Genomic DNA, 25333 nt, shown 5'->3' on the forward strand with positions numbered 1-25333 from the left:
GCGTCCTGACGATGGTCACGTGACTACGCTTCAACACGTGGAGCTGGGGGTTTTGGGACCTCTGCAGGTCCGGCAGCACGGTCTGCCGGTCGCAGTTCCCGGCGCCAAACCTCGGGCCATCCTGACAATGCTCGGCCTGCACGGCGGCTCCGTCGTCTCCGCCGACACCCTCGCCGAGCTTCTCTGGGGCGCTGATCCACCGCGCACCGCGGCCAAGGCGTTGCAGACTCACATCTCCTCTCTGCGGCGCGCCCTTGGTGATGGCTTCGTCCTGACCGAGGGCTCGGGCTGGACCCTGAGCACGACGGAGATCGACGCCACCCGCTACAAGGTGGCGGCCAGGCTGGGCCGCGACGCGATCGCGGCCGGGGATGCCGGTCAGGCGGTCGCCCGCTTCGACGAGGCGCTGGCCCTTTGGCGCGGAGTTCCCGAGCTGCCCGAGGGGCCGCGCGCTGATTCGGAGAGGACGCGCTGGATCGAGGGGCACGCCGCGCTGGTGGAGGACCGCGCCGACGCGCTGCTCGCGACGGGTCGCGCGGCGGAAATCATCGGTGAGCTGGAGGCGGCGATCGCCGACGCGCCGCTGCGCGAGCGGCGCTGGGGACAGTTGATGCTTGCCCTGTACCGCGCGGGACGGCAGGGTGAGGCGCTGGCCGCCTTCCAACGCGCACGGTCGCTGCTCGGCGACGAGCTGGGGGTAGATCCGGGTCCGAACCTGCGCCGGCTGGAGGCCGCGATTGTCGCTCAGGATCCCGCACTGGAAATCCCTGTGTCGCAGCAGCTTTCGGCGGTCACCAAAGCGGTGACGTTCCTGCTCACCGACATCGAGGGGTCGACGGCGGCGTGGGAGGCGCAACCGGATGCCATGGCGGTGGCGCTGGCCCGCCACGACGAGATCGTCGAACGAGTCGTCACCTCCCGTGGCGGGCGGCTGGTCAAGACGCGGGGCGAGGGCGATGCAACCTTCTCGGTGTTCGACCGGCCGTCAGCGGCGGCCGCGGCGGCGATTCAGTTGCAGGAGGCGATAGGTCACGAGCCGTGGGCGTTGGCGCAGCCGATGCGGATCCGGATCGCGCTGCACACCGGCGAGGTCGAACTGCGCGACGGCGACTACTTCGGCCGGGCGGTCAACCGCGCCGCGCGGCTGCGATCGCTGGCCGCCGGCGGACAGATCCTGTGCTCGGGCGCGACGGCGGAGCTAGTCATCGACTCGCTCGCCGATGATGTCGTCCTCGCCGATTTGGGGATTCGTCAGCTGCGCAACCTCGCGCGTCCGGAGCACGTGTTCGAACTGCGTCTGGAAACCACCGAGGAAGCGCCCGCTCAGCCGAGTGAGCCGCCGATCCAGCGACCCGCGCTGCCCGCGGTGCTGACCGGGGCGGGGCCGTTCGTCGGGCGCGGTCGAGAGCTTGCGGGGCTGTTGGCGGCCTGGCAGTCCACGCTCACGGTCGGGACGCAAGCGGTGCTGGTCGCTGGCGAGCCGGGGGTGGGGAAGACGCGGCTGGCCGGCGAATGGTCGCGTCAGGCGTACGAGCAAGGTGCGGTCGTCCTCTATGGCCGCTGCGACGAGGATCTCGGTGCGGCTTACCAGCCGTTCGCGGAGGCGTTGCGCTCGTTGATGCCGTGTCTCGGCGCCAAGCGGCTGCGCGCCCTGCGAGGTGTCGAAGCGCTGCTACCGTTGGTTCCCGGGCTCACCGAAGTCGTTCCCGATCTGCCGACGCCGCCGCGTTCGGACCCGGACACCGAACGTTATGCACTATTCGACGCGGTGGTCGCGCTGCTGGCGGCGGCGTCGGCGAGTGCGCCCGTCGTACTGATCCTCGACGACCTGCACTGGGCGGCCAAGCCCACGCTGCTGCTGTTGCGGCATCTGCTCCGCTTCGGCGAACACGCCCGAGTGCAGATCGTCGGCACGTACCGCAGCACCGACCTCGATCGCTCGCATCCGCTGGCGGCGATGCTGGCCGACCTGCATCGCGACGGCTCCGCCACGCGCCTTGCACTCAGCGGCCTCGATGAGGACGACGTCACCGCCTACGTTGCCGAGGCCGGTTACGACGACGAGGAGTTGGCCCGTGCGTTGGCGTCGGTAACGGGCGGCAATCCGTTCTTCCTCATCGAGGCGCTGCGGCATGTCGACGAAAGCGGCGGCCGGTGGGATCCGAGCACCCTGCCGCAGGGCGTTCGGGAAGCGGTGAGCCGCAGGCTTTCTCGACTGCCGGAGGAGACCAACAAGGCGCTGGCCGCGGCGGCGGTTGTCGGCAGCCGGTTCCCGCTGGCTTTGGTGGAAAGTGTCGTCGGCACGGATTTGATCGACGCATTCGACGAGGCGTGCAAGGCGGGCATCGTCATCGAGGAGCCCGGTGGACGTTATCGGTTCAACCACGCTTTGGTGCGGCAGTCGTTGCTCGCCGAGCTTGCGTCGGTGCGACGGATGCGGCTGCATCAGAGGATCGCCGCGACTCTCGAGGCCGAGGCCGGCGCGGACGACGACGAGCTGTTGGCCGAATTGGCGTACCACTACTTCGAGTGTGCGTGGGCGGGCAACGCGGCCAAGGCAGTTGAGTACTGCCGGCGCGCCGCAGATCAGGCGATGGCGCGGCTGGCCTACGAGGGTGCGGCCGATCTCTTCGACAAGGCGTTGCACGCGTTGGAGGAGCTTGACGAGGAACTGCCGGATCGCGACGCCCTGCAGGCTGAACTGTTGGTTGCGCGATGTGAAGCCCTGTTGGCCGCGGGCGATGTGGTGTCGGCGGCGGGTGCGGTGGCGCAGTTGCAGCGAGCCGCGGGTGATTCGGTGCGTCTGGCGGCCTGGGGCGCGTGTTTCGATGGCGAGCTTTCGATGCTGACCGAGCCCGAACGCTTGGATGAGATCGAAGCCGCGGTGGCTGCGGCGGCCGAAAAGCTGGCCGGTTTGGAGGATGCGGCGGGGGAGGCCAAGGCACACACCGTGCGGGCGATGTGCCTGGCTCGGCTGGGCAGGATCGGCGACGCGGAGACCGCGCTGGACCAGGCGCTGACGGCGGCGCGGCGGGCGCATGAGCACCGACGCGTGAACGCCGTGCTGGCAGGCGCACCGTTGGCGGCGCTGTGGGGGCCGAATCCGGTGCCGCGCGCGGGCGGGCGGTGTCTCGATGTCGTTCGGCTGCTTCGCATCACGACGGGATCGCCGGTGGTGGAGGCGACATCGACGAGGTGTCAAGGTGTGCTGGATGCGCTGCGTGGGCGGGCCGCCGCGGGGCGTGCGTTGATCGACTCGGCTCGCAGATCACTCACGGAACTCGGCATGCGGCATGCGCTGCTGGAGGTGGATCAGTTCGCGGGCATCGTCGAGTTGGTTGCCGACGATCCCGCGGCCGCGGAGCCGCTGCTTCGGCGCGCGTATGACGGTTTTCGACGGATGGGGCTGGACGCGGATACTGCGGAGACCGCGGCGTTGTTGGCGCGAGCGTGCTTGGCGCTCGACCGGGATGCCGAGGCTGACGAATTGTGTGCGGAGAGTGAGCGTCTTGCGGGCCATGCGCTGAAGCCGTCAATTGCTTGGCGAACTGTTCGTGCACAACTGCTGGCGCGCAATGGCACCCATGATGAGGCGAGGCTGGTGGCGCAGGAAGCCGTTGCGGTCGCCGAGCGCACCGATCTGCTGGTCGACCACGGTGATGCCTGCCTCGCACTGGCGACGGTGTTGGACATGGCTGGTGACGCCGCCGGAGCGCGGGCGGCTGCGGAGCGAGCGGCTGAACTGTATGAACTGAAAGGCGCTGCCGCACTTGCGGGGAAGGCGCGCCAGCTCGTGGGCACGAGAATCCCGCCCGTCCGATCAGAGCCGGAGATACCGGACCGCGAACTGGACAACGAGTGTATGCGCACACTTCGCCGCGTCGATGCTGCCGTCCAGAACTCAGATCGAGCCGCGATGGAACGAGAGTATGCACCGCTTGGCTCGATCGAAAGCCGCCGCAAGATCGTCGGGTTCACACGGGTCGCGTATCGACCACACGAATTCGTAAGTGAAACTGAAACCTTTGCTCATGGACTGCATGCGACGCGTTCGCGCCGTTCGATCCTGGCCTTGCGGGGCGAGCGTTTGTCTCTCTCCAGGTTGGAGGTCGGTACCCCAGACGTGAGTCCTGGGGCGCCACAGGACGAGTGGCTGCAGGTTGTCGGACTCGACGAGAACGGTCGAATCGTGGTGCAGGTGTGGTTCGACGTCGAGGACCTCGAGGCCGCGATGGCAGAGCTCGACGCCATGCATGCCGACGTCGAACTGGAAAACGAGTGTGTGCGCGTACTCCGCCGGGTCGCGGACGCGGTGAGCCGTCGCGCATTGAGCGAAGTCGAGCGCGAGCATGCATCAATCGGGTCGATCGAGAGCCATCGAAAGATCGTCGGCTTCGAGCGGATGGATCTGCCTGCCCGCGAAATGGCACGTGGAGCAGACAGGTTCATCCGCGATATGCGCGCCGTGCAGAGGCATCGCTCCATCATCGCCATCCGGGGAGAGCGCCTCGCGTTGGCGCGAAGCGTGGTGGGCACTGCAGACGCGACTCCTGGGGCGCCGCAGGACGAGATGCTGCAGCTCGTCGGCCTCGACGACGACGGTCGAATCGCGCTGCAGATCTGGTTCGACGTCGAGGACATCGACGCCGCGATAGCTGAAATGGAAGCGACGCACGCCAGGTTCGAACACGGCAGGCCGACAAGGCGACTCGAGAATGCGGCAAGTCGAGTCGAGGACCAGTGTTACGCCCTCTTCACGCAAGGCCGCGCTGACGAGATCGCAGCGCTGCTCGCGGTTGATCACTTCAATGAAGACCGGCGCCGGGGACTGCGTCGTGTGACGCGCGATCGCGCGGCGGCGCTGGAGAATATCCGGGCAATCGCCGACCTGGGTGTCGGGGCCACAAATGTGCCGATTGCTCTGCGCGGAAATCGGCTATGCCTCAGTCGTATCCAGTGGGAGCAGCGCCAAGCTGGACCCAACCCCTTTACTGCCGAGACGCTGGAACTGAGTGAAGTCGATGCGGAGGGGCTTGAGACCACAAGGGTGGTATTCGACCCGGACGACGTCGAGGCCGCCTTCCAGGAACTCGACGCGCGATATCTCTCGGGCGAAGCGGCCGCGCACGCGCACACGTGGTCGGTCATCGCAGGCACCTTCGCGGCCGTGAGCCACGACGAGGTTCCACCTATGTCACCCGACTGCGTCACGCTGGATCACCGCCGGACGAGAAATTTCGCTCCCGGCGACCTCGAGGCGTATGTCCAGGCCGGACATGACCTAGATCAACACATCGAGACCCACGTCCAGGTCGTGCATCGCCTAAACGACCTCGGGGCTGTCGTCGGTTACGTGGCGTATACGAGGTCGAAAGAGGGCTTCGACGCCGAATGGCGCGAAGTCAGCCTCTCGATAGTCGATGGTGACGCAGTCACCCGTTGCGAGCTCTTCGAGGACACCGATCTCGACACCGCGGTCGCGAAGTTCGACGCGCTCACCCGATCGGCAGTGCAACTGGAAAACGCGGCGACCCGGGTCAACAACCGCTTCGACGCGTGTCTGGCTGACCGCGATTGGAAGTCAATGGCCGCCGTGGTGGCCGCGGACATGTGCCATGACGACCGTCGGCGGGTCGTAGGCGCCGGAATCCGGCGCGGTCGGAATGCCGAAATCTCGGACATGCAGGCCATCGCCGGATTGGGTGTTGTGAGTGCGAAGTCCACCGTGGTCGCGACCCGCGGCGAGCGTCTTGCCCTTCTGCGGACTCGCTTCTCGGGGCGAGAGGAAGGTCCAGATGCCTTCCATACCGACATCGTCGACATCATCGAGATCAACGCCGACGACCAGATCACGAGGCGGATCGCATTCGACGCCGACGATATTGAGGCCGCGTTCGAGGAGCTCGAGGCCCGGTATCTCGCAGGCGAGGCGGCCGCGTATGCGCAGACCTGGTCCGTCGTCGTCGGTGTCTTTGCAGCGTTGGCTCGTCACGAGATGCCGGACGTAACGCCGGAGTGGACATCTGTCGATCACCGGCGAGGGACGCCGCTCGCGGATGCGGACCTCAGAGAAATCGTCAGCACCCTCAACGACCTCACGCCAAATCTCACCAATCGCGTTGAGTCGGTGCATGCATTGCGCGATCACGCGGCGCTTTTCACTCAGGTGTCGCGCGGAACATCGCCGGAGGGCTTCGATGCCGAATGGCGAATGATCAACCTGATGACGGTTGACGGCGACGAGGCAAGTCGCTGTGAACTATTCGACGAGGCGGACCTCGATGCGGCGCTCGCCCGGCTCGACGAACTCACCCGCCCCACACCGCGACTGGAGAATGCCGCGACTCGGGTCATCGAGCAGTTCAGTGCCAGCGTCTCGGCGCGTGACTGGGGTGCCGTGGCGGAGCTGCTGGCCGACGACTTCTGCGATGACGATCGACGGCGGGTGGTGAGCAGCGCCATCCAACGCGGCCGGGATGCCCAGATCGCAAACTTGCGGGCAATCACCGATCTCGGAATGGGAAGTTTCGAGCCAGTTGTCATTGCGATCCGTGGGCAGCGCCTGGCGCTTACCCGCACTCGGGTTACGGGCGGCGCGGGCAGTCCCCATATGTTCGGCCTCGAACCGCTGACGGTCGGTGAGATCAACGGGGATGGCCAGCTAGTGGCGGCGGTCCACTTCGACGATCTTGATGCCGCATTCGAAGAGCTCGACGCCCGGTATCTCGCAGGCGAGGCAGTCCCGTATGCGCAAGCGTGGTCGGTGCTCACCCAGGGATACGCGGCGGTGAGGAGGCATGAGCTTCCGGAGTGGACCCCCGATGCGGTGAATGTCGACCACAGACGGGGAGCCGCGTTCGCCCCAGGTGAACTCTCTTCGTATGTGCGCGAAATGTGGCACCAAACGCCAGACGTCAGCATCTACATCGAGGCGGTTCATCGACTGAGCCCTGTCGGCGCGGTCGTCACTCATGTCGCGACCGGAACCTCCCAACATGGATTCGAGGGGGAGTGGCGAGTAATCACCCTTACGAAGATCGACGGCGACCGAATCAAACACAGCGAACTCTTTGACGAGAAAGACCTCGGTGCGGCGCTGGCGCGGTTCGACGAACTTTGTCGCCCCGCAACGCGATTGACGAATACGGCCAGCCGGGTTGAAGCACGCTGTCAGGCGCAGATCGCCGCGGGTAACTGGGACGCGGTGGCTTCGGTGATGGCTGACGACATTGTGATCGACGATCGCCGGCGGGTGGTCAACGCCGGTCTTCGGCGCGGTCGAAGCGCCGTGGTCGACGACCTACGAGTAGGGGCCAAGATCGGTCTCACAGAGATAGCACGAACTGGCATTGCGACCAGGGGCGAGCATCTGACCCTCAGCCACATCCGCTACGGGAGCGGGGCGCAGCGACCCGAGTCGAGTGTGATCGAGCTCGCTCAACTCGTCGAGATCGATGCGGACGAGCGGATCGCTGCGCTCGTCCTTTTCGATCCCGAGGACATTCATGCTGCATTCGAAGAACTCGATGCGCGGTACCTCGCCGGCGAAGCAGCTGCGCATTCGCAGACGTGGTCGGTGGTCGTGAAGGCTTATGCCTTGATGAATCAGCGCGGCTTACCGGCGACCACGCCGCGATGGGTGAACATCGACCACCGCAGGGGAGCTACCTTCGCATCAGGCGATATGACCGCGTACGTAGAAGCGGCGTGGGCTGACCTCGAGCAGAACCTCCGCATTTACGTCGAGGCTGCGCATCGACTCAATGAATCCGGAACCGTCGTCACCCAGGTTCTGAGAGGCACCACGCGCGAAGGCTTTGACGCTGAATGGCGGACGATCAACCTCTTTACCGTCGAGGGCGAGCTATTCAGCCGGTGCGAGTTGTTCGACGAGGCTGATCTCGACGCCGCACTTGCCCAGTTCGATGAACTCAGTCGGCCGAAACCTCCGATGGAGAACGCGGCGAGCCAATTGGGCGTTCGTTTCCGGGCATCATTCGCTGCCCGCGATTGGGACGCGATGGCTGAGATGTTGGCAGACGACCTGCAGAACGAGGACCGCCGCCGAGTCGTGAACGGTGGGATTCGACGCGGCAAGTACTCGCTGTTGCATGACATGCGGCCTGCCGCCAGCTTCGGGATCCAAGAATTTGCGACCGACGTGATCGCAACGCGCGGTGAACGTCTCGTCCTGGCTCGGGCAGAGTCGCGTTACGAAGCGAGACCCGGGGCGTTTTACGTCGAGAACGTTGTACTAGGCGAAATCGATGGTGACGGTCGAATGACGGCCCAGATCATTTTCGATGTCGACGACATCGATGCTGCCTTTGAAGAACTCGACGCCCGGTATCTCACCGGTGAGGCGGCCCCGTACGCAGACATATGGTCGGTCATCGCAGCGGGCTATGCCACGCTCAACCGACACGAGCTGCCTCCGACCCCACCAGACTTCGTCAACCTCGACCACCGAAAGGGTGGAGGTACTTTCGCGGTGGGCGATCTGCTCCCATTTATCCATGCTTCGTGGGAGGACACGCCAGACAACAAGATCCGCGTCGAGGTTGTCCATCGACTGAACATGTTTGGGGCTGTCGTCACCAGCGCGACGCAGGGTACGTCTAGAACGGGCTTCGCCGCCGAGTGGCGACAGATCGATCTGGTGACCGTCGATCGCGGCATGATCAATCGCACTGAATTGTTCGATGAGGTAGACCTCGACGCAGCATTAGCCAAGTTCGACGAACTCAGCGGACCAGCGCGAATCGAAAACACCGCGACCCGCGCGGAAGCGCGCGCCTTGGCGTGCTTTGCGACCCGCGACTGGGCGTCCATGGCGGAGTACTTGGCGGAGGATCTTTCGCTTGACGATCGTCGCCGCATCGTGAACGCCGGGACGCGGCGTGGTCGAAGTGCTGCGATCGCCGATGCGCGGGCCGTGGCGGGTCTGGGCGGCACTGAGATCACCTCGGATGTCATCGCCACGCGCGGCGACCGTCTCTTCCTCGCACGTTCCCACCTGTCCAGCCGCGGCCAAGGGCCCGAAACGTTCAACACCGAGTCGCTGTGCGTCGCGATGAGCGATGACGACGGGCGGATTGCCGCCAGAGTGGTGTTTGATCCCGACGACATCGATGCGGCGCTAGCGGAACTCGATGCCCGATACGTGGCGAGCGAAGCGTTGCCATATTCCCGGGTGTGGTCCGTCATCACCGATACATATGCCGCGCTAAACCGCCACGAGCTCGCGCCGATACCGCCGGACTGGGTCTATGTCGACCGCCACAGTCCCGCACTGTTCCACGGTGACTTCGCTGCAAACATGCGCGCCGCGTGGGAAGTCATGCCCGATTGGCACATCGATATAGTCGCGGTCCACCGCCTCACTCATATCGGGGCAGTACTCACTGCTGTCGCTCGTGGAACCTCGCGGCAGGGCTTCGGCGGTGAAGAGCCGGGCATTGCAGTGGTGACCGTTCGAGACGACGGGATTAATCGCTTCGAGTACTTCGACGACGCCGATCTCGACGACGCGCTCGCGAGGTTCGATGAGCTCAGTAGGGAAACAGGTCGGCCGCAGAACCAGGCGAGTCGACTGCATGAACGGCTCGATGCAGCCTTCTCTGCCCGTGACTGGGCCGCGATGGCAGAGCTGTTGGCGGATGACACGTCCACAGACGATCGACGTTCCATTGTCGGTCTGGGGCTTCGACGCGGCAGGGATGCCGCGATCGGCGATTGGCGTGCGATTGCGGACGTCGGTGTCAAGGACATCACTGCCACCGTGATCGCAACTCGCGGAGAACATCTCGTACTCAGTCGCTACCGATTCGGCGGGCACGATCAGAGGTCGGAGGCATACCGCACGGAGGTGCTCGGCATCGTCGAGATCGACGACGAACAGCGGATCACGGCCTGCGTGATGTTTGACCTCGAAGAGATCACTGCTGCGTTTGAGGAACTCGACGCTAGGTACGCAGAAGGTGAGGCGGCGTCGCGCTCCCATACCTGGACACTGGTCAAGGGAATATTTGCCGCGATGAACCGGAGCGAATTGCCTGCGGCGACACCGGATTGGGTGGTTGAGGATCATCGTCGCCTGCCGATGATCCAAGATGCGTCGCGCGACGCGTACCTGGCGGCTGCAATAGAGGTCCCGCGAACCGCCGTGTACATCGAGTCGGTGCATCGGCTCGGCAACTCGGCGGCCTTACTGTCCTGGCAGGGGGATTGGACGACACCGGACGGGTTCGATGCTCAGTGGCGGGGGATCAGTCTCACGATATTCGATGGCGATTTGATCGACCGCGTCGAGATTTTCGACGAGGACGATCTGGACGCCGCGCTTGCGCGGTTCGACGAACTCATGGTCCCAGCAAGCCAACTGGCGAATATGGCGAGCCGTGTGGCCGACAAGTATGAGGAGTCTTTGGCGGCGCGCGATTGGGCGGCGATGGCGGAGGTACTGGCCGAGGACATCGTCGCCATAGACCGGCGTCGGGTCGTGAATGCCGGCGTCCGCCGAGGGCGAGATGTGCAGATCGCGGATATGCAAGCCGCTGTCGAGGTCGGGTTCGAGCATATGACATTTCGCCTCATCGCGACCCGGGGCGAACGCCTGGTCCTCAAACGTGTCCATACAAGGAACCGTGGTCAGTTGCCCGGTGAAGTCAGCGCGGAGATGCTCGGCATCATCGAGATCGATGCGGACAATCGAATTGCCGCGACGGTCGCATTCGACCTCGACGACGTCGACGCTGCGTTCGCCGAGCTCGATTCTCGTTATCTTGCTGGGGAAGCCTCGGCTCACGCAGAGGTCTGGTCCGTCGTGGCTGATATCTACGCAGCCCTCAACCGTCGTGAACTGCCGGCTACGACACGTGATTGGGTCAATGTCGACCATAGGACGGGGGTCTGCATTCCGGCAGGTGAGATGACAGCGTTCCTTCATGCCGCGGGGGAGTTGACTCCTGACGCCAGAATCCATGTTGAAGCGGTGCATCGGGTGACCGATCTCGGAGCAGTGCTCACGCAAGTCCAGCGTGGTACGTCAAGCGAAGGCTTCGAGGCGGAGTGGCGAGAGGTCGTCATCTTCGCGGTCGACGGCGATTTGATCAGTCGCGTAGAGATCTTCGACGAAGCAGACCTTGACGACGCGTTGGCGCGGTTGGAGGAATTGACACCCGCAGCGCCCCAACTGAATAACTCCGCGATCCGCGGGGATACCCAAGCCGCAGACGCATTCAACACTCGGGATCTGGACAGCTACCTCGCCGCGTTTGACCGCGATGCGCGTTATGAGGACCGGCGAAAAGGCCTGCGCAACGAGGGCCCAGTGGACCATGAACTCGCACATGGACTGTTGTTCACCGGAGCGCCGACTTGGCGTGTCGAGATCGCGCCAGTCGCGATCCGAGGGCCTCGTCTGGCACTAGTTCGCCATATCTGTCGCGACAACGGCGAGGCCGATCGCCCGGTCGTTGCAGAGGTGCTGGCGCTTGTAGAGGCCACCGAGGACGAATTGCTTTGCCGCAGTATTCTTTTCGATCCCGAAGACATCGAAGCTGCCTTCGCGGAACTGGACACCCGCTGGATAGCGTCGGGGGATTGCACCCACACAAAGGTCGACGCTGTCCAGACCACCCATCTCGAGACGTTCGCACCTCTGCTGAAGAACGCAGCAACCCGCATCCTCACACGCGTAATAGATGCATTCAGCAGACGCGACCCTGATGGGTATCTCGCACTTTTCGCCAAGGACTGCATGTACGAAGATCGGCGAAAAGGGCTGCGCGACGCGGGTTCAATCAGGCCGGAATACGCGCACACAGTGACATTCGGTGCGGCCGCCGGGTGGCGTGCGGAGTTTGAGCCCATCGCCGTCAGGGGCGAGCATCTGATGCTGAGCCGCGTGACATTCCGCGATCTGAGCGAGACCGGTAGTCCTATCGCTGTCGAGGCTTTGAACCTCGGCAGTCTTGACAACGACGAATTGATCTCGTGGTTCGCGATTTTCGACCCCGAAGACATCGACTCGGCCTTCGATGAGCTCCATGCTCGGTGGATCGCGTCGGGTGAGGTAGACCATCCAGAAGTCATCGAATCGATGCGCCAAGTGATCGAATGCGCCAACCGTCAAGACTGGGATACGTTGGCCGCTCGCGAATCCGGCGCCACGTTCGTCAACCACCGACAGCTCGGGACTGGGGACAAGATCGGTGACCACTGGACATCCCTCCGCGCGATGGCGTCACTGATTCCCGACATCCGCGTAGACGTCGCCGACATTCCCAAGCACTCCGCGAAGGGGGTCGTCATCAGCGTTGTCGTCAGAGGCGCGACGGCCGAGGGCACTGCGATCGAACTGCCGACCGTCATTCTTCTCCACTTCGACGGACCTCGCGTGACGCGGATGGAGGCCTTCGATCACAACCAACGCGATCAGGCACTCGCTCGCTTCGACGAACTCGACCATATTGGCGCGGTCTAGTTGTTGTTGGGTGGTTGGGGTTCGAAGGGGTTGTACCACCACCATTGGGCGCGTTCGCCGAGGGGACCGGGGCAGGGTGGGACGTTGGGTGGGGGTGTGGTGGGTGGTCGGGCTAGTGATGCGGGGCTCAGTATTTGGCCGGTGTCGTCGGTGACGGTGAGGCGCTCGGGGGGTCCGGTGATGGTGATCTCGCCACGGTGATGCATGCGGTGGTGATACGGGCACACCAGGACGAGGTTGTTCATTTCGGTGAGGCCGCCGTCTTCCCAGTGCCGTAGGTGGTGGGCGTGCAGGCCGCGGGTGGCGCCGCATCCGGGCACGGCGCAGGTGGGGTGGCGGAATTCCAGGGCGCGGCGCAGTCGGCGGTTGATCAGCCGGGTGGTGCGCCCGGCGCCGATGACGTTGCCGTCCCGGTGGAACCAGACTTCGGCGGTGGCGTCACAGGTGAGGTATTGGCGTTCGGCGTCGGTCAGCAGCGGCCCCAAGTGCAGTGAGCCGAGGCGTTCTTTGACGTCGAGGTGCACGAGGACGGTGGTGTGTTGGCCGTGGGGTCGGCGCGTGACGTCGGCGTCCCAGCCGGTCTGGATCAGTTGCAGGAACGCGTCCAGGGTGGTCGGAAACGGCGGCCGCAGCGGGGAAGCCTTTTTGTGGGGGTCGTGGTCGGCGGGATTGTCGTCGGTGTCGTCGAGATTGTGGTCGCGTTTGTATTGGGCGATCAGCGCGTCGTGATGGGATTTCAGCGCGGCGTCGAACATTGCGGCTTCGGGGTGGGCGAGTCGGATGCGCCAACAAGTGAGGTTGTCGTCGCTGGTTTTGGTGATCGAGGGTTGGGGGGCCCAGGGGCTGGGTTCCGGGCGTGGTTCCAGTCGTACCGCGGTGCGCAGTTGGGTGACGGTGGCCACGGCGGCCAGTGGGGCGTAGTGGTCATCGGAGCCGTCGGCGGCGCGTGCGGCGATGACGCCGACCTGATCCAGTGAGAGCCGGCCTTCGCGCATCCCGGCCACACAGCGGGGGAACTGGGCGAGTCGGCCGGCTATGGTGGCGATGGTTTTGGCGTTGGTCGGGGAGGTGCCGGTCTTCCAGGCCATCAGCGCCGCCAGCGACCGTGCGCCGGTGATCCCCCTGAGCCGGTCGTTTTCGATCTCGGCGGCGATCTCCACGATGCGCGCATCGATGGCGTTGCGTTGACCGCTTAACTCCGCCAACTCGTCGAACAACACCTCAAGACGCTCTTTCGGTGCGATCGCCAACATGACCCCATCAAAACAACAGGGTCCGACAAGTTGACCATTGACATGCAGCCCAGCGGCTGCCTATGTTAAACATGCAGCCAATCAGCTGCATGAAATGGATATGGCAGAGATGGACGAGGTATTCAGGGCGCTGGCGGATCCAAACCGGCGTCTGCTGCTCGACAGCCTCAACACCCGCAACGGTCAGACCCTGCGCGAGTTGTGCGCGGGTCTGTCCATGGCGCGGCAGTCGGTCAGCAAGCATCTGGCGGTGCTCGAATCGGCGAACCTCATCACGACGGTGTGGCGGGGCAGGGAGAAGATGCACTACCTCAACGCCGAACCGATCAACGCCATCGCCGACCGCTGGATCAACCAGTACGACCGTGCGCGTGTACAGGCACTCGCCGATCTCAAAATCGCATTGGAGACCGAACCGATGAGCAGTAGCCCCGAATTCGTCTACACCACCTACATTCGGACCACCCCGGAAAGACTTTGGCAGGCGATCACCGATCCGGCGTTCTCGCACCGCTATATGGGCCACGCAATAGCGTCCGACTGGCAGAAAGGCTCGACCTACGTCTGGGAGGACCGAGAGCTGCGGATCGAGCACCCGGAACAGGTGATTCTCGAAGTCGATCCCTATCGCAGGCTTGCCTTTACCTTTCACACGTTCGTCCCAGAGCTGACCGAGCTCGGTCTCGACGAGGACGTGATCGCCAAAGCGGCCGCGGAGCGGCGCTCGAAGGTGTCGTTCGACATAGAACCAGTGGACGACGGCCAGGTGAAGCTCACCGTCATCCATGACGACTTCCCGCCGGAAAGCACTGTGCGCGAGCTAATCTCCGGTGGCTGGCCATGGAAGCTGGCCAACCTCAAGAGCGGACTGGAGGAGGACGCGCGATGAAGACGCCACCGATCGTATCCGCCGGGGAGTGGGACCAAGCTCTCATGGGCATGCTCGTCAAGGAGAAGGAGGTTCAACGAGCCCGCGACGCGTTAGCCGCCCAGCGCCGACGGATGCCATGGATGCGTGTCGACAAGGACTACGTATTCGACGGTCCTGACGGGAAACTGAGTCTGCCAGATCTTTTCGATGGCCGACGCCAACTGATCGTGTACCGTGCGTTCATCGAACCCGGCACCGGTGACTGGCCCGAACATGGTTGTACCGGTTGCTCTTTGATGGCCGATCACGTGCCAAACCTGGCTCATCTCAACGCGCGCGACACCACGTTTGTCTACGTATCGCGTGCAGCCCAATCCGATCTTGCTCGAATGAAAGAGAAGATGGGCTGGCGGCACCCGTGGTTCACCATCACCGACACGTTCGACGAGGACTTCGGCGTCGAAGACTGGCACGGGACCAACGCGTTCATCCGCGACGACGAGGAGCGCATCTACCGGACTTACATGATCAACGGGCGCGGTGATGAGATATTCGTCAACACCTGGAACCTGCTCGACATGACTGCGCTTGGGCGACAGGAAGATTGGGAGGACTCACCGGAGGGTTACCCGCAGACCCCGCCCTACGAATGGTGGTCTTGGAACGACACGTACGCGCAGCACACCCCGTGGCGATGGTTCGGCGACCCCGACCCCGACGACCCGAACGACCAACGGCCACCACGTAAGGACGACGCCACCCACGGCGCGTGCTGCTAGGACGGCACGCTAGCCAACGCGTGCTCGAGCATCTCTGACCACCGCGCAGCGTCGACCTCCTCGATCGCCGACGAGCCGCCAAACGCGCTGGAGATAACCAGGTTGGGCGCGACCGTGCCCAGTAACTCGATGCTCTCTCGCATCGCCGCGGCGTCGCCCCGGCCCGGCACCACGAACGTCGACCAGGTGCCGTCGCCGGTAGGGAAGACGGTGTCGCCGGTGAACAGATACCGTTCGCCACTCACACCCGTCACGAGGTAGCAGGTGCTTCCCGGCGAATGGCCAGGCGTGGGAAGCGCTTCGACATCATTGTCGTCGACGTGTCTGACGGCATCTACCACTACGTCGACACGACCATGCTTGGCGATCGACTCCAGTTCGGCTGCGGGAGCATGCAACTGACGGCCGAACCGCTCGGCGATCCGGGCCAGGTTCGGGCCCGCCTCGTCGAGATGCGACAGGTACTGAGCGCTGACACCGCCCAATTCGTCGATCGCATCGAAGTCTGCATCTCCAGCTGGACTGTAGAACAGCACATTGCCGGCAGGCCGTCGCCACAAGTAGGAGTGCGTCGTCAGGCCGGGAAACGGCGAGTCGGTGCGAGTCTGATAGAGGTCCTCGCGGACCTGGGTCAAAGCGGACAATTCAATGGTCATACCCCAGCCTGCTTCCTCAACCATTGTTGAGGTCAAGCCACAGCCGCAATCCGAGCCGCCACCTCGTCGGCGATCTTGAGCGCATCCGGGTCGTCAGCCGCCGAATAACGCCCGGCCACCGCGTCATATGACGCCCCTGCGATCGTCGCGTGGTCGGCAGGCAGCTCGGCAAGCGATACCGGCCAATCGTGCTGCCGAAGCATCGCGGCAAATTCCCGACTCGCCGCGACCGGGATGACGTCGTCGTCCACACCGTGCAGCAGCGTGAACGGCACACGAACGCCGGAGTCCGCCACCAGCGGTTCGCCGAAGACGGGGTCGGTGACCATGAACGCCCCTGCCAGACAGACGGTGTGCTTCAACCTCGTATCAAGCCGCGCGGCATGAAGGGTCACGCCTGCCGCAGCAAGTCCACCCATTGACCAGCCGACGAGCACCATGGCGTCCGGTTCAGCGCTGGCCTCTCGGGCGAACTGCAACGACCTCAACAAATCCGCCCGCCCGCGGTCGTCGGCCTGCGAGTTCCAGTCGGGGACCACGACGCCGTGCCCCAACTCGACCAACCGCGAAGCCAACGGCCGCATGCTGGCTCGGGCATCGGTCTGGGCGCCGTGCCACATCAGGACACCGCCTCCCTTCAGCTCTCCGAAGACATCGGCGTTGCGGCCAGGCGCGTATTCGACGGTATCCACGTATCGAGGCATTCCCGCGAACCGCCCTTCCTAACGCAGCGGCCGCTTACAGTTGAAGAAGGGAGGTTCGAATCACGATGCGGCGAAAATGGCTGGGGTCGGCGTCATTGGCCGTGTCCCTGTGCGTCGCAACCCCTGCCACTCGCTGGACCGGCATCGGCGGTCTGCTACTCAGCCGACTGTGTGCCCAACTTCGCCCGCAACGTCATTTCCGGCGCTCCGTGCAGACCAGGGAAGTACTTCAACTACGGCCTCGACGCCAACGGCGGCACCTTCGTTTGCAACAAGATCGGTGTGTGGACCGCCGCCGGCCCGCTGATCGGCGTCTACAACGTCGCGCTGCCCTGCAAGATCGAGGGCACCTCGGCGCAGGGGTCCGACGGTGTCGCGTTCCAGTGCGCCGACATGGGCGGCGGGCAGCTGAAATGGGCACACCGCGTTGACACCCTCGAGTGACACCCCGTCACCGTCGGATGTACCGCTCCACGAACAGCCGTAGGATGCTGTGCGGGTAGCGGACATTCCATTGCCGCGCTTCAATTTTCAACTGCTCCGCCGACTCGGGAGCGAAGTACCCGTGGTGTTTGTAGACATCGAGCCGGGTATCTATGCCGATCAGGTCGAGCTCAGGGTGAAACTGCGTGGCGTACACGTTATGGCCCACCCGGAACGCCTGCACGGGGCACTGCGGTGAGGTGGCCAGGCACAACGCGTCGGCCGGCAGCGTCGCCGCCGACTCCTTGTGTCCGCCGTACGCATCGAAGGCATCCGGCACCTCCGCGAACAGCGGATCCTCGCGTCCGGCGTCCGTGACCGTGATCTTCATGCCGCCCACCGGCTCCGGATACGTGCGGTCGATGACCGCCCCGATCACGGTGCCCAGCGTGCCCACGCCATAACAGCAGCCGAGGAACGGGTAGTCCTCGTCGACGATGCGCTCGATCAACGCAAACAACTCAGACTCGACCCGTTGCTGCGTCGCCGATTTCGATTCCGGTGCATCACTGACGTTGTAGGGTCCGCCGCCGAGGATGATGCCCGACCAGTCGGCGAAACCGATGTCCCCCAATGATTCATGGGTCAGGCGGATGCGATGCATCCCCGTCGTATCGAGCCCCCCGAAACGCATCATCGCGCCGTATTCGTCGTCGGCCGCCTCGTCCTCGCCGCGAATCGACAGCAGCAGGAAGGGTAAGGCGCCCCGACGCACAACACCCCGCGAGCCGTCGGAGCCCGCGGGGTGTTGCACGTCGCTATTAGATCAGGCGAGATCGAACCGGTCGTTGTTCATGACCTTTACCCAGGCAGCGACGAAGTCCTCGACGAACTTGTCCTTGCTGTCTTCCTGGGCGTAGACCTCGGCGATGCCACGCAGCACCGAGTTCGACCCGAACACCAGATCGTTGGCGGTGGCCGTCCACTTGAGCGCACCCGAGGAGCGATCGCGACCCTCGTAGACGTTCTCGGTGGACTCCGACGGCTTCCACTCCGTGCTCATGTCGAGCAGGTTGACGAAGAAGTCGTTGCTCAGCGCGCCCGGCTTGTCGGTGAACACGCCGTGCTTGCTGCCGCCGTGGTTGACGTTCAGCACCCGCAGACCGCCGACGAGCACCGCCAACTCCGGAGCCGTCAGGTCAAGCAGGTAGGCCCGCTCGACGAGCAGCTGCTCCAGCGGGTTCTTCTCGCCGGGCCGGAAGTAGTTGCGGAGGCCGTCTGCCCGCGGTTCGAGCACCGCGAACGACTCCACATCGGTCTGCTCCTGCGAGGCATCGGTACGACCCGGCGCGAAGTGCACGTCGATCTCGTAACCCGCGTCGCGAGCGGCCTTTTCGACTGCTGCCGAACCACCCAGCACGATCAGGTCGGCCAGCGACACCTTCTTGCCGCCCGCACCGTTGAACTCCTGCTGGATCTTCTCGAGCACGGGGAGCACCTTGGCCAGCTCGGCGGGCTCGTTGGCCTCCCAGCTCTTCTGCGGCTCCAGCCGGACGCGCGCACCGTTGGCGCCACCGCGCTTGTCGGTGCCGCGGTAGCTGCCCGCCGACGCCCACGCGGTCTTGATCAGCTGCTGCACGGTCAGACCGGAATTCAGCAGCTTGTCCTTGAGCGCCTTGATGTCGGCCTCGTCGATCAACTCACCCTCGACGGGCGGCACCGGGTCCTGCCACAGCTGCGGCTCGGGCACCCACGGTCCGAGGTAGCGGCTGACCGGGCCCATGTCGCGGTGCATGAGCTTGTACCAGGCCTTGGCGAAGGCCTCGTCCAGCTCCTCGGGATGATCCAGCCAGCGGCGGGTGATCTTGCCGTAGATCGGATCCTCGCGCATCGACACGTCGGTGACGAGCATCGTGGGCTTGCGCGGCGGGCCGCCGAACGGATCCGGGATCGTCGCCTCGGCGTTCTTGGCCTCGAACTGCCAAGCGCCGGCGGGGCTCTTGGTCAGCTCCCACTCGTTGCCGTAGAGGATCTCGAGGTAGCGGTTGCTCCACTGCGTCGGCTTGTCCGTCCAGACGACCTCGAGACCGCTGGTGATGGTGTCCGGGCCTTTACCCGAGCCGAACGGGCACTTCCAGCCGAGACCCTGCTGCTCGATGGGCGCACCCTCGGGCTCGGGTCCCATGCCCTCGTCCGGGCCCGCACCGTGGGTCTTACCCAGGGTGTGGCCGCCGACGATCAGGGCCGCGGTCTCCTCGTCGTTCATGGCCATCCGGCCGAACGTCTCGCGGATGTCCTTCGCCGCAGCCAGCGGATCCGGCTTGCCTTCGGGGCCTTCCGGATTCACGTAGATGAGGCCCATCGTGGTGGCGCCGAAGGGCTCGGCCAGCTGACGGTCGCCGTCGTTGGTGCCACCGTAGCGTGCATCGGTGCCGAGCCAGGTGTCCTCCTGACCCCACAGCATCTCCTCGGGCTCCCAGATGTCCTCGCGACCGAACGCGAAACCGAACGTCTTGAACCCGGAGACCTCGAGCGCGGCGTTTCCGGCGTATGCGATCAGGTCAGCCCAGGAGATCTTGTTGCCGTACTTCTGCTTGATCGGCCACAGCAGTCGGCGTGCCTTGTCCAGGTTGGCGTTGTCCGGCCAGCTGTTGAGCGGGGCGAAGCGCTGCGCGCCCTGTCCGGCGCCGCCGCGGCCGTCGTAGATGCGGTACGTGCCCGCGGCATGCCAGCTCATGCGGATGAACAGGCCGGCGTAGCTGCCGTAGTCGGCGGGCCACCAGTCCTGCGAGGTGGTGACGACCTTCGCGACGTCAGCCTTGAACGCCTCCAGATCCAGCTTGGCGAACTCCTCGGCGTAGTTGAAGTCCTCGCCGAGCGGGTTGCCTTTCTGGTTCTGCTTGTGCAGCACCGAGACGTCGACCTGCTCCGGCCACCAGTCCCTGTTGGTGAGAGGAGCATGCGCCTTCGGCTTGGGCGAATCGATTACCGGATTCTCGCTCTCGCTGTCGCTTGCCGTCTTGGTGTCGGCGTGCGGCGGGCGAGCGTCAGATGAATCAGACACAACATTCCTTCCAGGGGTTGGTGATGGGCTGCGATCACGGGTGTGATCGGGAAACTTGTGCGGCTGCGCAGTCGGGGCACAGGCCCCAGTAGATGACCTCGGCCTCGTCGAGCACGAAACCGTCGAGGGATCCAACCGGATCAGACGGCGTCAGGCAGGGCGTCTCGCCGACTGCGCAGTCCACGTCGGCGATGACCCCGCACGAGCGGCACACCACGTGGTGGTGGTTGTCGCCGACGCGTGATTCGTAGCGCGACACCGAACCGGAAGGCTGGATACGACGGATCAACCCCGCCGCAGACAACGCGGCGAGCACGTCGTACACCGCCTGCCGCGATACGTCGGGCAGACCGACCCGCACCGCGGAGAAGATGGTCTCGGTATCGGCGTGGGGATTCGCGTACACGGCCTCAAGAACCGCGAGCCGCGGCCGGGTCACACGGAGATCAGCCATCCTCAGCTGCTCTGCGTAATCCGGCGTCGTTGTCACGCACACCATCATGCCCCTTTTTTGGAATGAGTCAAGAGTAGGTTTGTCGGCGTTTCGGGCGTGTCGGAGCCCAGCAGAGCGGGCTGTCCCCGGGATGACACCAGAGTGGCTGGTTAACAACGATTTTGGTAACACACAGGGGATTGACAGCGTGTCTGAACGTGCCTATGCAGTGGGACCGCTGCTACCCTGCCGAAAGCCGCAAGGACGCGCGTGAGGCGTACGCCCTGCAGACGAATGCGTGTCGCCTGAACGAAACCGATCGAGTCCCTCACGAAGAGAGTGTTGTGCGTACCGGAGAGATCAAGGCCCTATCCGGACTGCGCATCGTCGCTGCCGTGTGGGTCGTGCTCTTCCACTTCCGTCCGCTACTCGAGCAGGCTTCCCCCGGATTCCGCTCGGCGCTCGCGCCCGTCCTCGACTGCGGCGCGCAGGGCGTGGACCTCTTCTTCATCCTCAGCGGCTTCGTCCTGACCTGGAACTACATGGACCGCATGGGCGAGTCCTGGTCGTGGCGGGCCACCGTGCACTTCCTCTGGCTGCGGCTGTCCCGCGTGTGGCCCGTCTATCTGGTGACGATGCACCTCGCCGCGCTGTGGATCATCTTCACGTTGAACGTCGGCCATGTGCCCTCCAAGGTCGCCGACCAGCTCACCGCGATGAACTACGTCAAGCAGTTCCTGCTCGTGCAGCTGTGGTTCGCGCCGTACTTCGACGGCACCAGCTGGGACGGTCCAGCCTGGTCGATCAGCGCCGAATGGTTGGCTTACCTGCTGTTCGGGGCTTTGGCGCTGGTGATCTTCCGCATCGCTCGGGCGACGCGAGCGCGCGGGCTGATCTACCTCGCCGTGGCGGCCGCGCTACCCCCGGTCCTGCTGCTGATGGCGACCGGCCTCTTCTACACGCCGTGGAGCTGGCTGCCGCGCATCGTCATGCAGTTCACCGCAGGCGCGCTGGTGTGTGCTGCGGTCCGCAAGCTGCAGCCCAGCGACCGTGCCCGTACCGGCGCCGGCATCGCGGCGCTCCTCATCGCGGCCGCCATAGTCGGCATCCTGTACTGGCTCGACGCCCACCCCATGCCGTCCATCTACGATTCGGCCGGGCTGGTCGACGTGCTGTTCGTCCCGCTGGTGTTGACCCTGGCGATAGGCGCGGGCACCCTACCCGCCCTGCTGGCTCTGCGCCCCATGGTCTACCTCGGACACGTCTCGTTCAGCCTCTACATGGTTCACGAGTTGGTGCACACGACGTGGAATTGGATGGTCGAGCAGTTCGAGATTCACCTCGGATCGGATCTCGCGGGCAAGGCGGTGCTCGTCGGGCTGCTCGCGGTCGCATTCGGGGGGGCCGTGTTCCTCTATCACTTCGTCGAGGAGCCTGCGCGTAAGTGGATGCGCGGCATGATGACCCCGCCTCGCGACACCCGGATCGAGCACGGGCGCGGCAAGCTTCAGACGATCGACGGCCAGCGTGAGGAGCGCACACCCGTGGTTTCGGCACGTGCCGGATGAGTTTGCGCGTCACCGGCATCGGTTTGGTCGATTGAGCCCTAGGCTGGTCCGGTGAGTCGGTTGGTCACGGCCATGGTCGCGCTTGCGCTCCTGGTCTGCGGGTGCGGTGGACGCCCAATAGAGGTGCGTCACAACGATATCGTGGTGCTGAATGTTGCCGTGAATCGCATCGCGGTGATCGGTGATTCCTACACGACGGGTGGAGAGCTCGGTGGTCTCGGTCCCAACGCATGGACCGAACATGCCTGGCGCGACCTTGCTGAGTATCGGACTCCGATCACCGCCGATGTCGGCGCCGAAGGGGGCGCGGGGTATGCCGTCCGGGGCAACCGCGGGAGCCTGTTCGAGGATCTGGTCGGCCGAACGGTCAAGCCAGACGACGCGCTCGTGCTGTTCTTCGGGTCGCGCAACGATCAGCACATCGGAACCGCGCAGTACTCGCTGCTGACCTACGGCACCTTCCAATTGGCCCGTCGCATCGCGCCTTCGGCGACGTTCCTGGTCATCGGGCCGCCGTGGCCGACGGCCGATCCGCCCGCGGACATCGTGCGGATTCGCGATGCGCTGCGCTACCAGGCGGGCCTTGCCGGCGCGACGTTCATCGACCCCATCGCCGAACGTTGGTTCGTGGGTCGACCCGAATTGATCGGCGCCGACGGCGTGCATCCGACCGATGCCGGCCATGAGTACATGGCCGAGAAGATCGCGCCGCTCATCGCCGCGGAACTGCCTACCCGCATATGAACGCCGATAACGCTCGCTATGGTCTCCGGTGATGGGACTCCTCGAGCGGTTGTACGAATGGCTGGCGCGCGTGCTGTCGCTGCGCGTGATCGTCATCGTCGCAGCGCTTTCAGTCGTCGCGCTTGTGATCACGCTGGGCGCGTGGGTGTGGTTCGGCGTGACGAACGATCAGTACAGCCAGCTTGACCGGCGACTCGATTCGGTGAGCAGTCTCGGCGACATCAGCATGCTGCTGCGCGCCGCCCAGGGCGCCGGCCAATCCCAGGCCCCGGACGGCAACCTCGTGCGGACCGCCCGCATCGACGGCATCACGGTGTCCATCCCCAAGGAAGTGGTGCTGCCCGAGTTCGACGTCGGCTACGCGAACACCACCATCGACGGGGTGGAATACCGCGTCCGCACCTTCACCGCCGGTGAGGCGAAGATCGCGGTGGGTGCGCCGGTCGCCGAAACCCAGCGCCGCATCAACGAACTCCACCGGCGCGTCCTGTTGATCTGCGGCGGCGTCATCATCGGCACGGTTCTGGTCGGCTGGGTGATGTGGTCGATCATGATCAATCCGTTCCGGCTGCTCGCACAGCAGGCGCGGGCGATCAACGCGCAGTCCAATCCCGACGAGGTCAAGGTGCGCGGCGTACAGGAAGCCGTCGAGATCGCCGAGGCCGTCGAAGGAATGCTCGCCCGCATCGGCGACGAACAACAACGCACCAAGGCGGCGCTCGAATCGGCTCGAGACTTCGCCGCCGTCGCCTCCCACGAACTACGTACGCCGCTGACGGCCATGCGCACCAATCTCGAAGTGCTTTCGACGCTCGAGATGCGCGACGACCAACGGCAGGAAGTGATCGCCGACGTGATGCGCACCCAGTCGCGGATCGAGGCGACGCTGACGGCGTTGGAGCGCCTGGCGCAAGGCGAATTGACGACCGTCGACGACTTCGTCCCGGTCGACATCACCGAACTGCTGGATCGCGCCGCCCACGACGCGATGCGGAACTACCCCGGACTCAAAGTGTCGCTGGCATCGTCGACCACGGTACTGATGGTGGGTCTGCCCGCAGGCTTGCGACTGGTCATCGACAATGCCATCACCAACGCGGTCAAGCACGGCGGGGCGACCGAGATCCGGCTCAGCGCAGAGAGTTCCGGCGACGGGGTGGAGATCGCCGTCGACGACAACGGCAGCGGGGTGCCGGAGGAGGAGCGGGCCGCCGTCTTCGAGAGGTTCTCCCGAGGGTCGACGGCCGCACGGTCCGGTTCGGGGCTCGGCCTTGCCCTGGTCGCCCAGCAGGCCGACCTGCATGGCGGTATCGCGGCCATGGAAGCCAGTCCGCTCGGGGGTGCCCGGCTGGTTCTGCGGTTACCGGCACCGAGTTAGCGTGTGGCGCCGACAAATTCGGCGATCACGGTACCCAGCTCCTCGCCCTTTTCCTCGGCGACGAAGTGCTTGGCACCCGAAATGATGGTGTGTGGCTGACCTTTGGCGCCGGGAACGAGCTCCTGCAAATATCTCTCCCATCCGCGGGTCGCGGGATCACCTTCGGAGTAGGCGGTGAGGAAAGGCCGTTCCCAGCGTCGAAGCGCGGCCATGGTCTCCCTGTTGATCGCCACGCACGGGTCGTTGGGCGTGAGGGGAATCAGCAGAGTCAGTTGGCGAAACCCGGCCTTGTACCGGCGATCCGGATAAGGCGCGTCGTAGGCGGCGCGCACGTCGGCGTCGAGGGGACCGGCCTCCGCGTCGAGGAACAAGCTCGGGTTGATGTCGGGGGAGCGCTGAAAGAAGGTGACGTAATCGAGCAGCGCCTCCTGCACGACCACCCGCTCATCACCGACGCTTTGGTGTGCCCACACGAGCTTGCCCACCTCCGCCGGATCGAAGGCGTACATGGCCGTGTTCGTCACGACCACCCGCGCGAACCGGTCGGGTTCGCGGGCCAACACGCCCAACCCGATCGGCCCGCCCCAGTCCTCGGCGACCACTGTCACGTCGCGCAGGTCGAGCCCGTCGACGAGACCCTGCAACCAGTCGATGTGCCTGCGAACGGTGTAGGCCGTGGCCTCGGCGACCTTGTCTGAGCGCCCGAATCCGATGTGATCGGGTGCGATGACCCGCAGCCCCGCGTCGGCGAGTACACGGATGACGTTGCGGTACATGAACGACCACGTCGGCTGCCCGTGCAACAGCAGGACGACCGGCGCGTCGGCGGGCCCGGCGTCGACGTAGTGCATCCGTACCGGTGGCACCCTCGGCGTCTCGACGACGACATAGTTGGGCGCGAACGGGTAGTCAGGCAGTTTGTCGAATCGCTCGTCGGGCGTTCTCAGGACGTCCATGGCCGTGCGGTGCGAAC

Annotated in this window: 14 protein-coding genes; 7 read left to right on the forward strand and 7 right to left on the reverse strand. The window is 64.8% G+C overall.

Annotation, left to right across the window (positions count from 1 at the left end; genetic code table 11):
• Window positions 1–37 precede the first annotated feature (37 nt).
• Window positions 38–12487: an ATP-binding protein gene (locus tag G6N43_RS17005; RefSeq protein WP_244960500.1), complete on the forward strand. Its 12450-nt coding sequence runs from the start codon at window positions 38–40 to the stop codon at window positions 12485–12487.
• Here the strand turns inward: G6N43_RS17005 and G6N43_RS17010 are convergent.
• Window positions 12484–13740 (reverse strand): HNH endonuclease signature motif containing protein, encoded by a 1257-nt coding sequence (locus G6N43_RS17010; RefSeq protein ID WP_163658136.1) that lies wholly within the window; start codon window positions 13738–13740, stop codon window positions 12484–12486. The two genes, G6N43_RS17005 and G6N43_RS17010, sit on opposite strands and share 4 nt — an antisense overlap.
• Before the next feature lie 109 nt (window positions 13741–13849).
• On the opposite strand from G6N43_RS17010, the gene G6N43_RS17015 reads away from it, so the two are divergent.
• Both G6N43_RS17015 and G6N43_RS17020 read left to right on the forward strand, forming a co-directional pair.
• Window positions 13850–14629, forward strand: coding sequence for an ArsR/SmtB family transcription factor (locus G6N43_RS17015; protein WP_083157892.1), 780 nt, complete (start codon window positions 13850–13852; stop codon window positions 14627–14629).
• The gene (locus tag G6N43_RS17020) at window positions 14626–15390 is read left to right on the forward strand and encodes a DUF899 domain-containing protein (protein WP_163658138.1); all 765 of its coding nucleotides are present in this window, start codon (window positions 14626–14628) and stop codon (window positions 15388–15390) included. Before G6N43_RS17015 ends, G6N43_RS17020 begins: the two co-directional genes overlap by 4 nt.
• Here the strand turns inward: G6N43_RS17020 and G6N43_RS17025 are convergent.
• Both G6N43_RS17025 and G6N43_RS17030 read right to left on the reverse strand, forming a co-directional pair.
• A complete protein-coding gene (locus G6N43_RS17025) occupies window positions 15387–16046 on the reverse strand; it encodes an MBL fold metallo-hydrolase (protein ID WP_083157710.1) in 660 nt (219 codons plus the stop codon). The genes G6N43_RS17020 and G6N43_RS17025 overlap by 4 nt on opposite strands.
• A 32-nt stretch (window positions 16047–16078) precedes the next feature.
• Window positions 16079–16750 (reverse strand): alpha/beta hydrolase family protein, encoded by a 672-nt coding sequence (locus G6N43_RS17030; RefSeq protein WP_110810576.1) that lies wholly within the window; start codon window positions 16748–16750, stop codon window positions 16079–16081.
• Window positions 16751–16921: 171 nt separating this feature from the next.
• Here G6N43_RS17030 and G6N43_RS17035 point away from each other — a divergent pair, with 171 nt between their 5' ends.
• Window positions 16922–17194, forward strand: coding sequence for a hypothetical protein (locus tag G6N43_RS17035; RefSeq protein ID WP_234810341.1), 273 nt, complete (start codon window positions 16922–16924; stop codon window positions 17192–17194).
• 7 nt (window positions 17195–17201) lie between these two features.
• Here the strand turns inward: G6N43_RS17035 and G6N43_RS17040 are convergent, their stop codons facing one another.
• Genes G6N43_RS17040 through G6N43_RS17050 form a run of 3 tightly spaced genes read right to left on the reverse strand, consistent with a single transcriptional unit; the run spans window position 17202 to window position 20727 of the window.
• Window positions 17202–17987 carry a glutamine amidotransferase gene (locus G6N43_RS17040; protein WP_083157712.1) on the reverse strand — a complete coding sequence of 262 codons (786 nt, stop codon included), beginning with the start codon at window positions 17985–17987 and terminating at the stop codon, window positions 17202–17204.
• A gap of 12 nt (window positions 17988–17999) precedes the next feature.
• A complete protein-coding gene (gene katG / locus G6N43_RS17045; protein WP_163658140.1) occupies window positions 18000–20237 on the reverse strand; it encodes a catalase/peroxidase HPI in 2238 nt (745 codons plus the stop codon).
• Window positions 20238–20271: 34 nt separating this feature from the next.
• Window positions 20272–20727 (reverse strand): Fur family transcriptional regulator, encoded by a 456-nt coding sequence (locus G6N43_RS17050; protein WP_083157731.1) that lies wholly within the window; start codon window positions 20725–20727, stop codon window positions 20272–20274.
• A gap of 287 nt (window positions 20728–21014) precedes the next feature.
• Between G6N43_RS17050 and G6N43_RS17055 the strand changes: the two genes are divergently transcribed.
• From G6N43_RS17055 to G6N43_RS17065, 3 genes are read left to right on the forward strand one after another with little or no spacing between them, the layout of a single operon-like run.
• A complete protein-coding gene (locus tag G6N43_RS17055) occupies window positions 21015–22238 on the forward strand; it encodes an acyltransferase family protein (RefSeq protein WP_083157732.1) in 1224 nt (407 codons plus the stop codon).
• Between the two features lie 51 nt (window positions 22239–22289).
• Window positions 22290–22982 (forward strand): Rv0518 family GDSL lipase, encoded by a 693-nt coding sequence (locus tag G6N43_RS17060; RefSeq protein ID WP_083157714.1) that lies wholly within the window; start codon window positions 22290–22292, stop codon window positions 22980–22982.
• Between the two features lie 31 nt (window positions 22983–23013).
• A complete protein-coding gene (locus G6N43_RS17065) occupies window positions 23014–24360 on the forward strand; it encodes a sensor histidine kinase (protein WP_083157715.1) in 1347 nt (448 codons plus the stop codon).
• Here the strand turns inward: G6N43_RS17065 and G6N43_RS17070 are convergent.
• Window positions 24357–25316 carry a haloalkane dehalogenase gene (locus tag G6N43_RS17070; RefSeq protein WP_083157716.1) on the reverse strand — a complete coding sequence of 320 codons (960 nt, stop codon included), beginning with the start codon at window positions 25314–25316 and terminating at the stop codon, window positions 24357–24359. The genes G6N43_RS17065 and G6N43_RS17070 overlap by 4 nt on opposite strands.
• Window positions 25317–25333 lie beyond the last annotated feature (17 nt).

It is taken from the genome of Mycolicibacterium moriokaense (genome assembly GCF_010726085.1).
GTDB lineage: Bacteria > Actinomycetota > Actinomycetes > Mycobacteriales > Mycobacteriaceae > Mycobacterium > Mycobacterium moriokaense.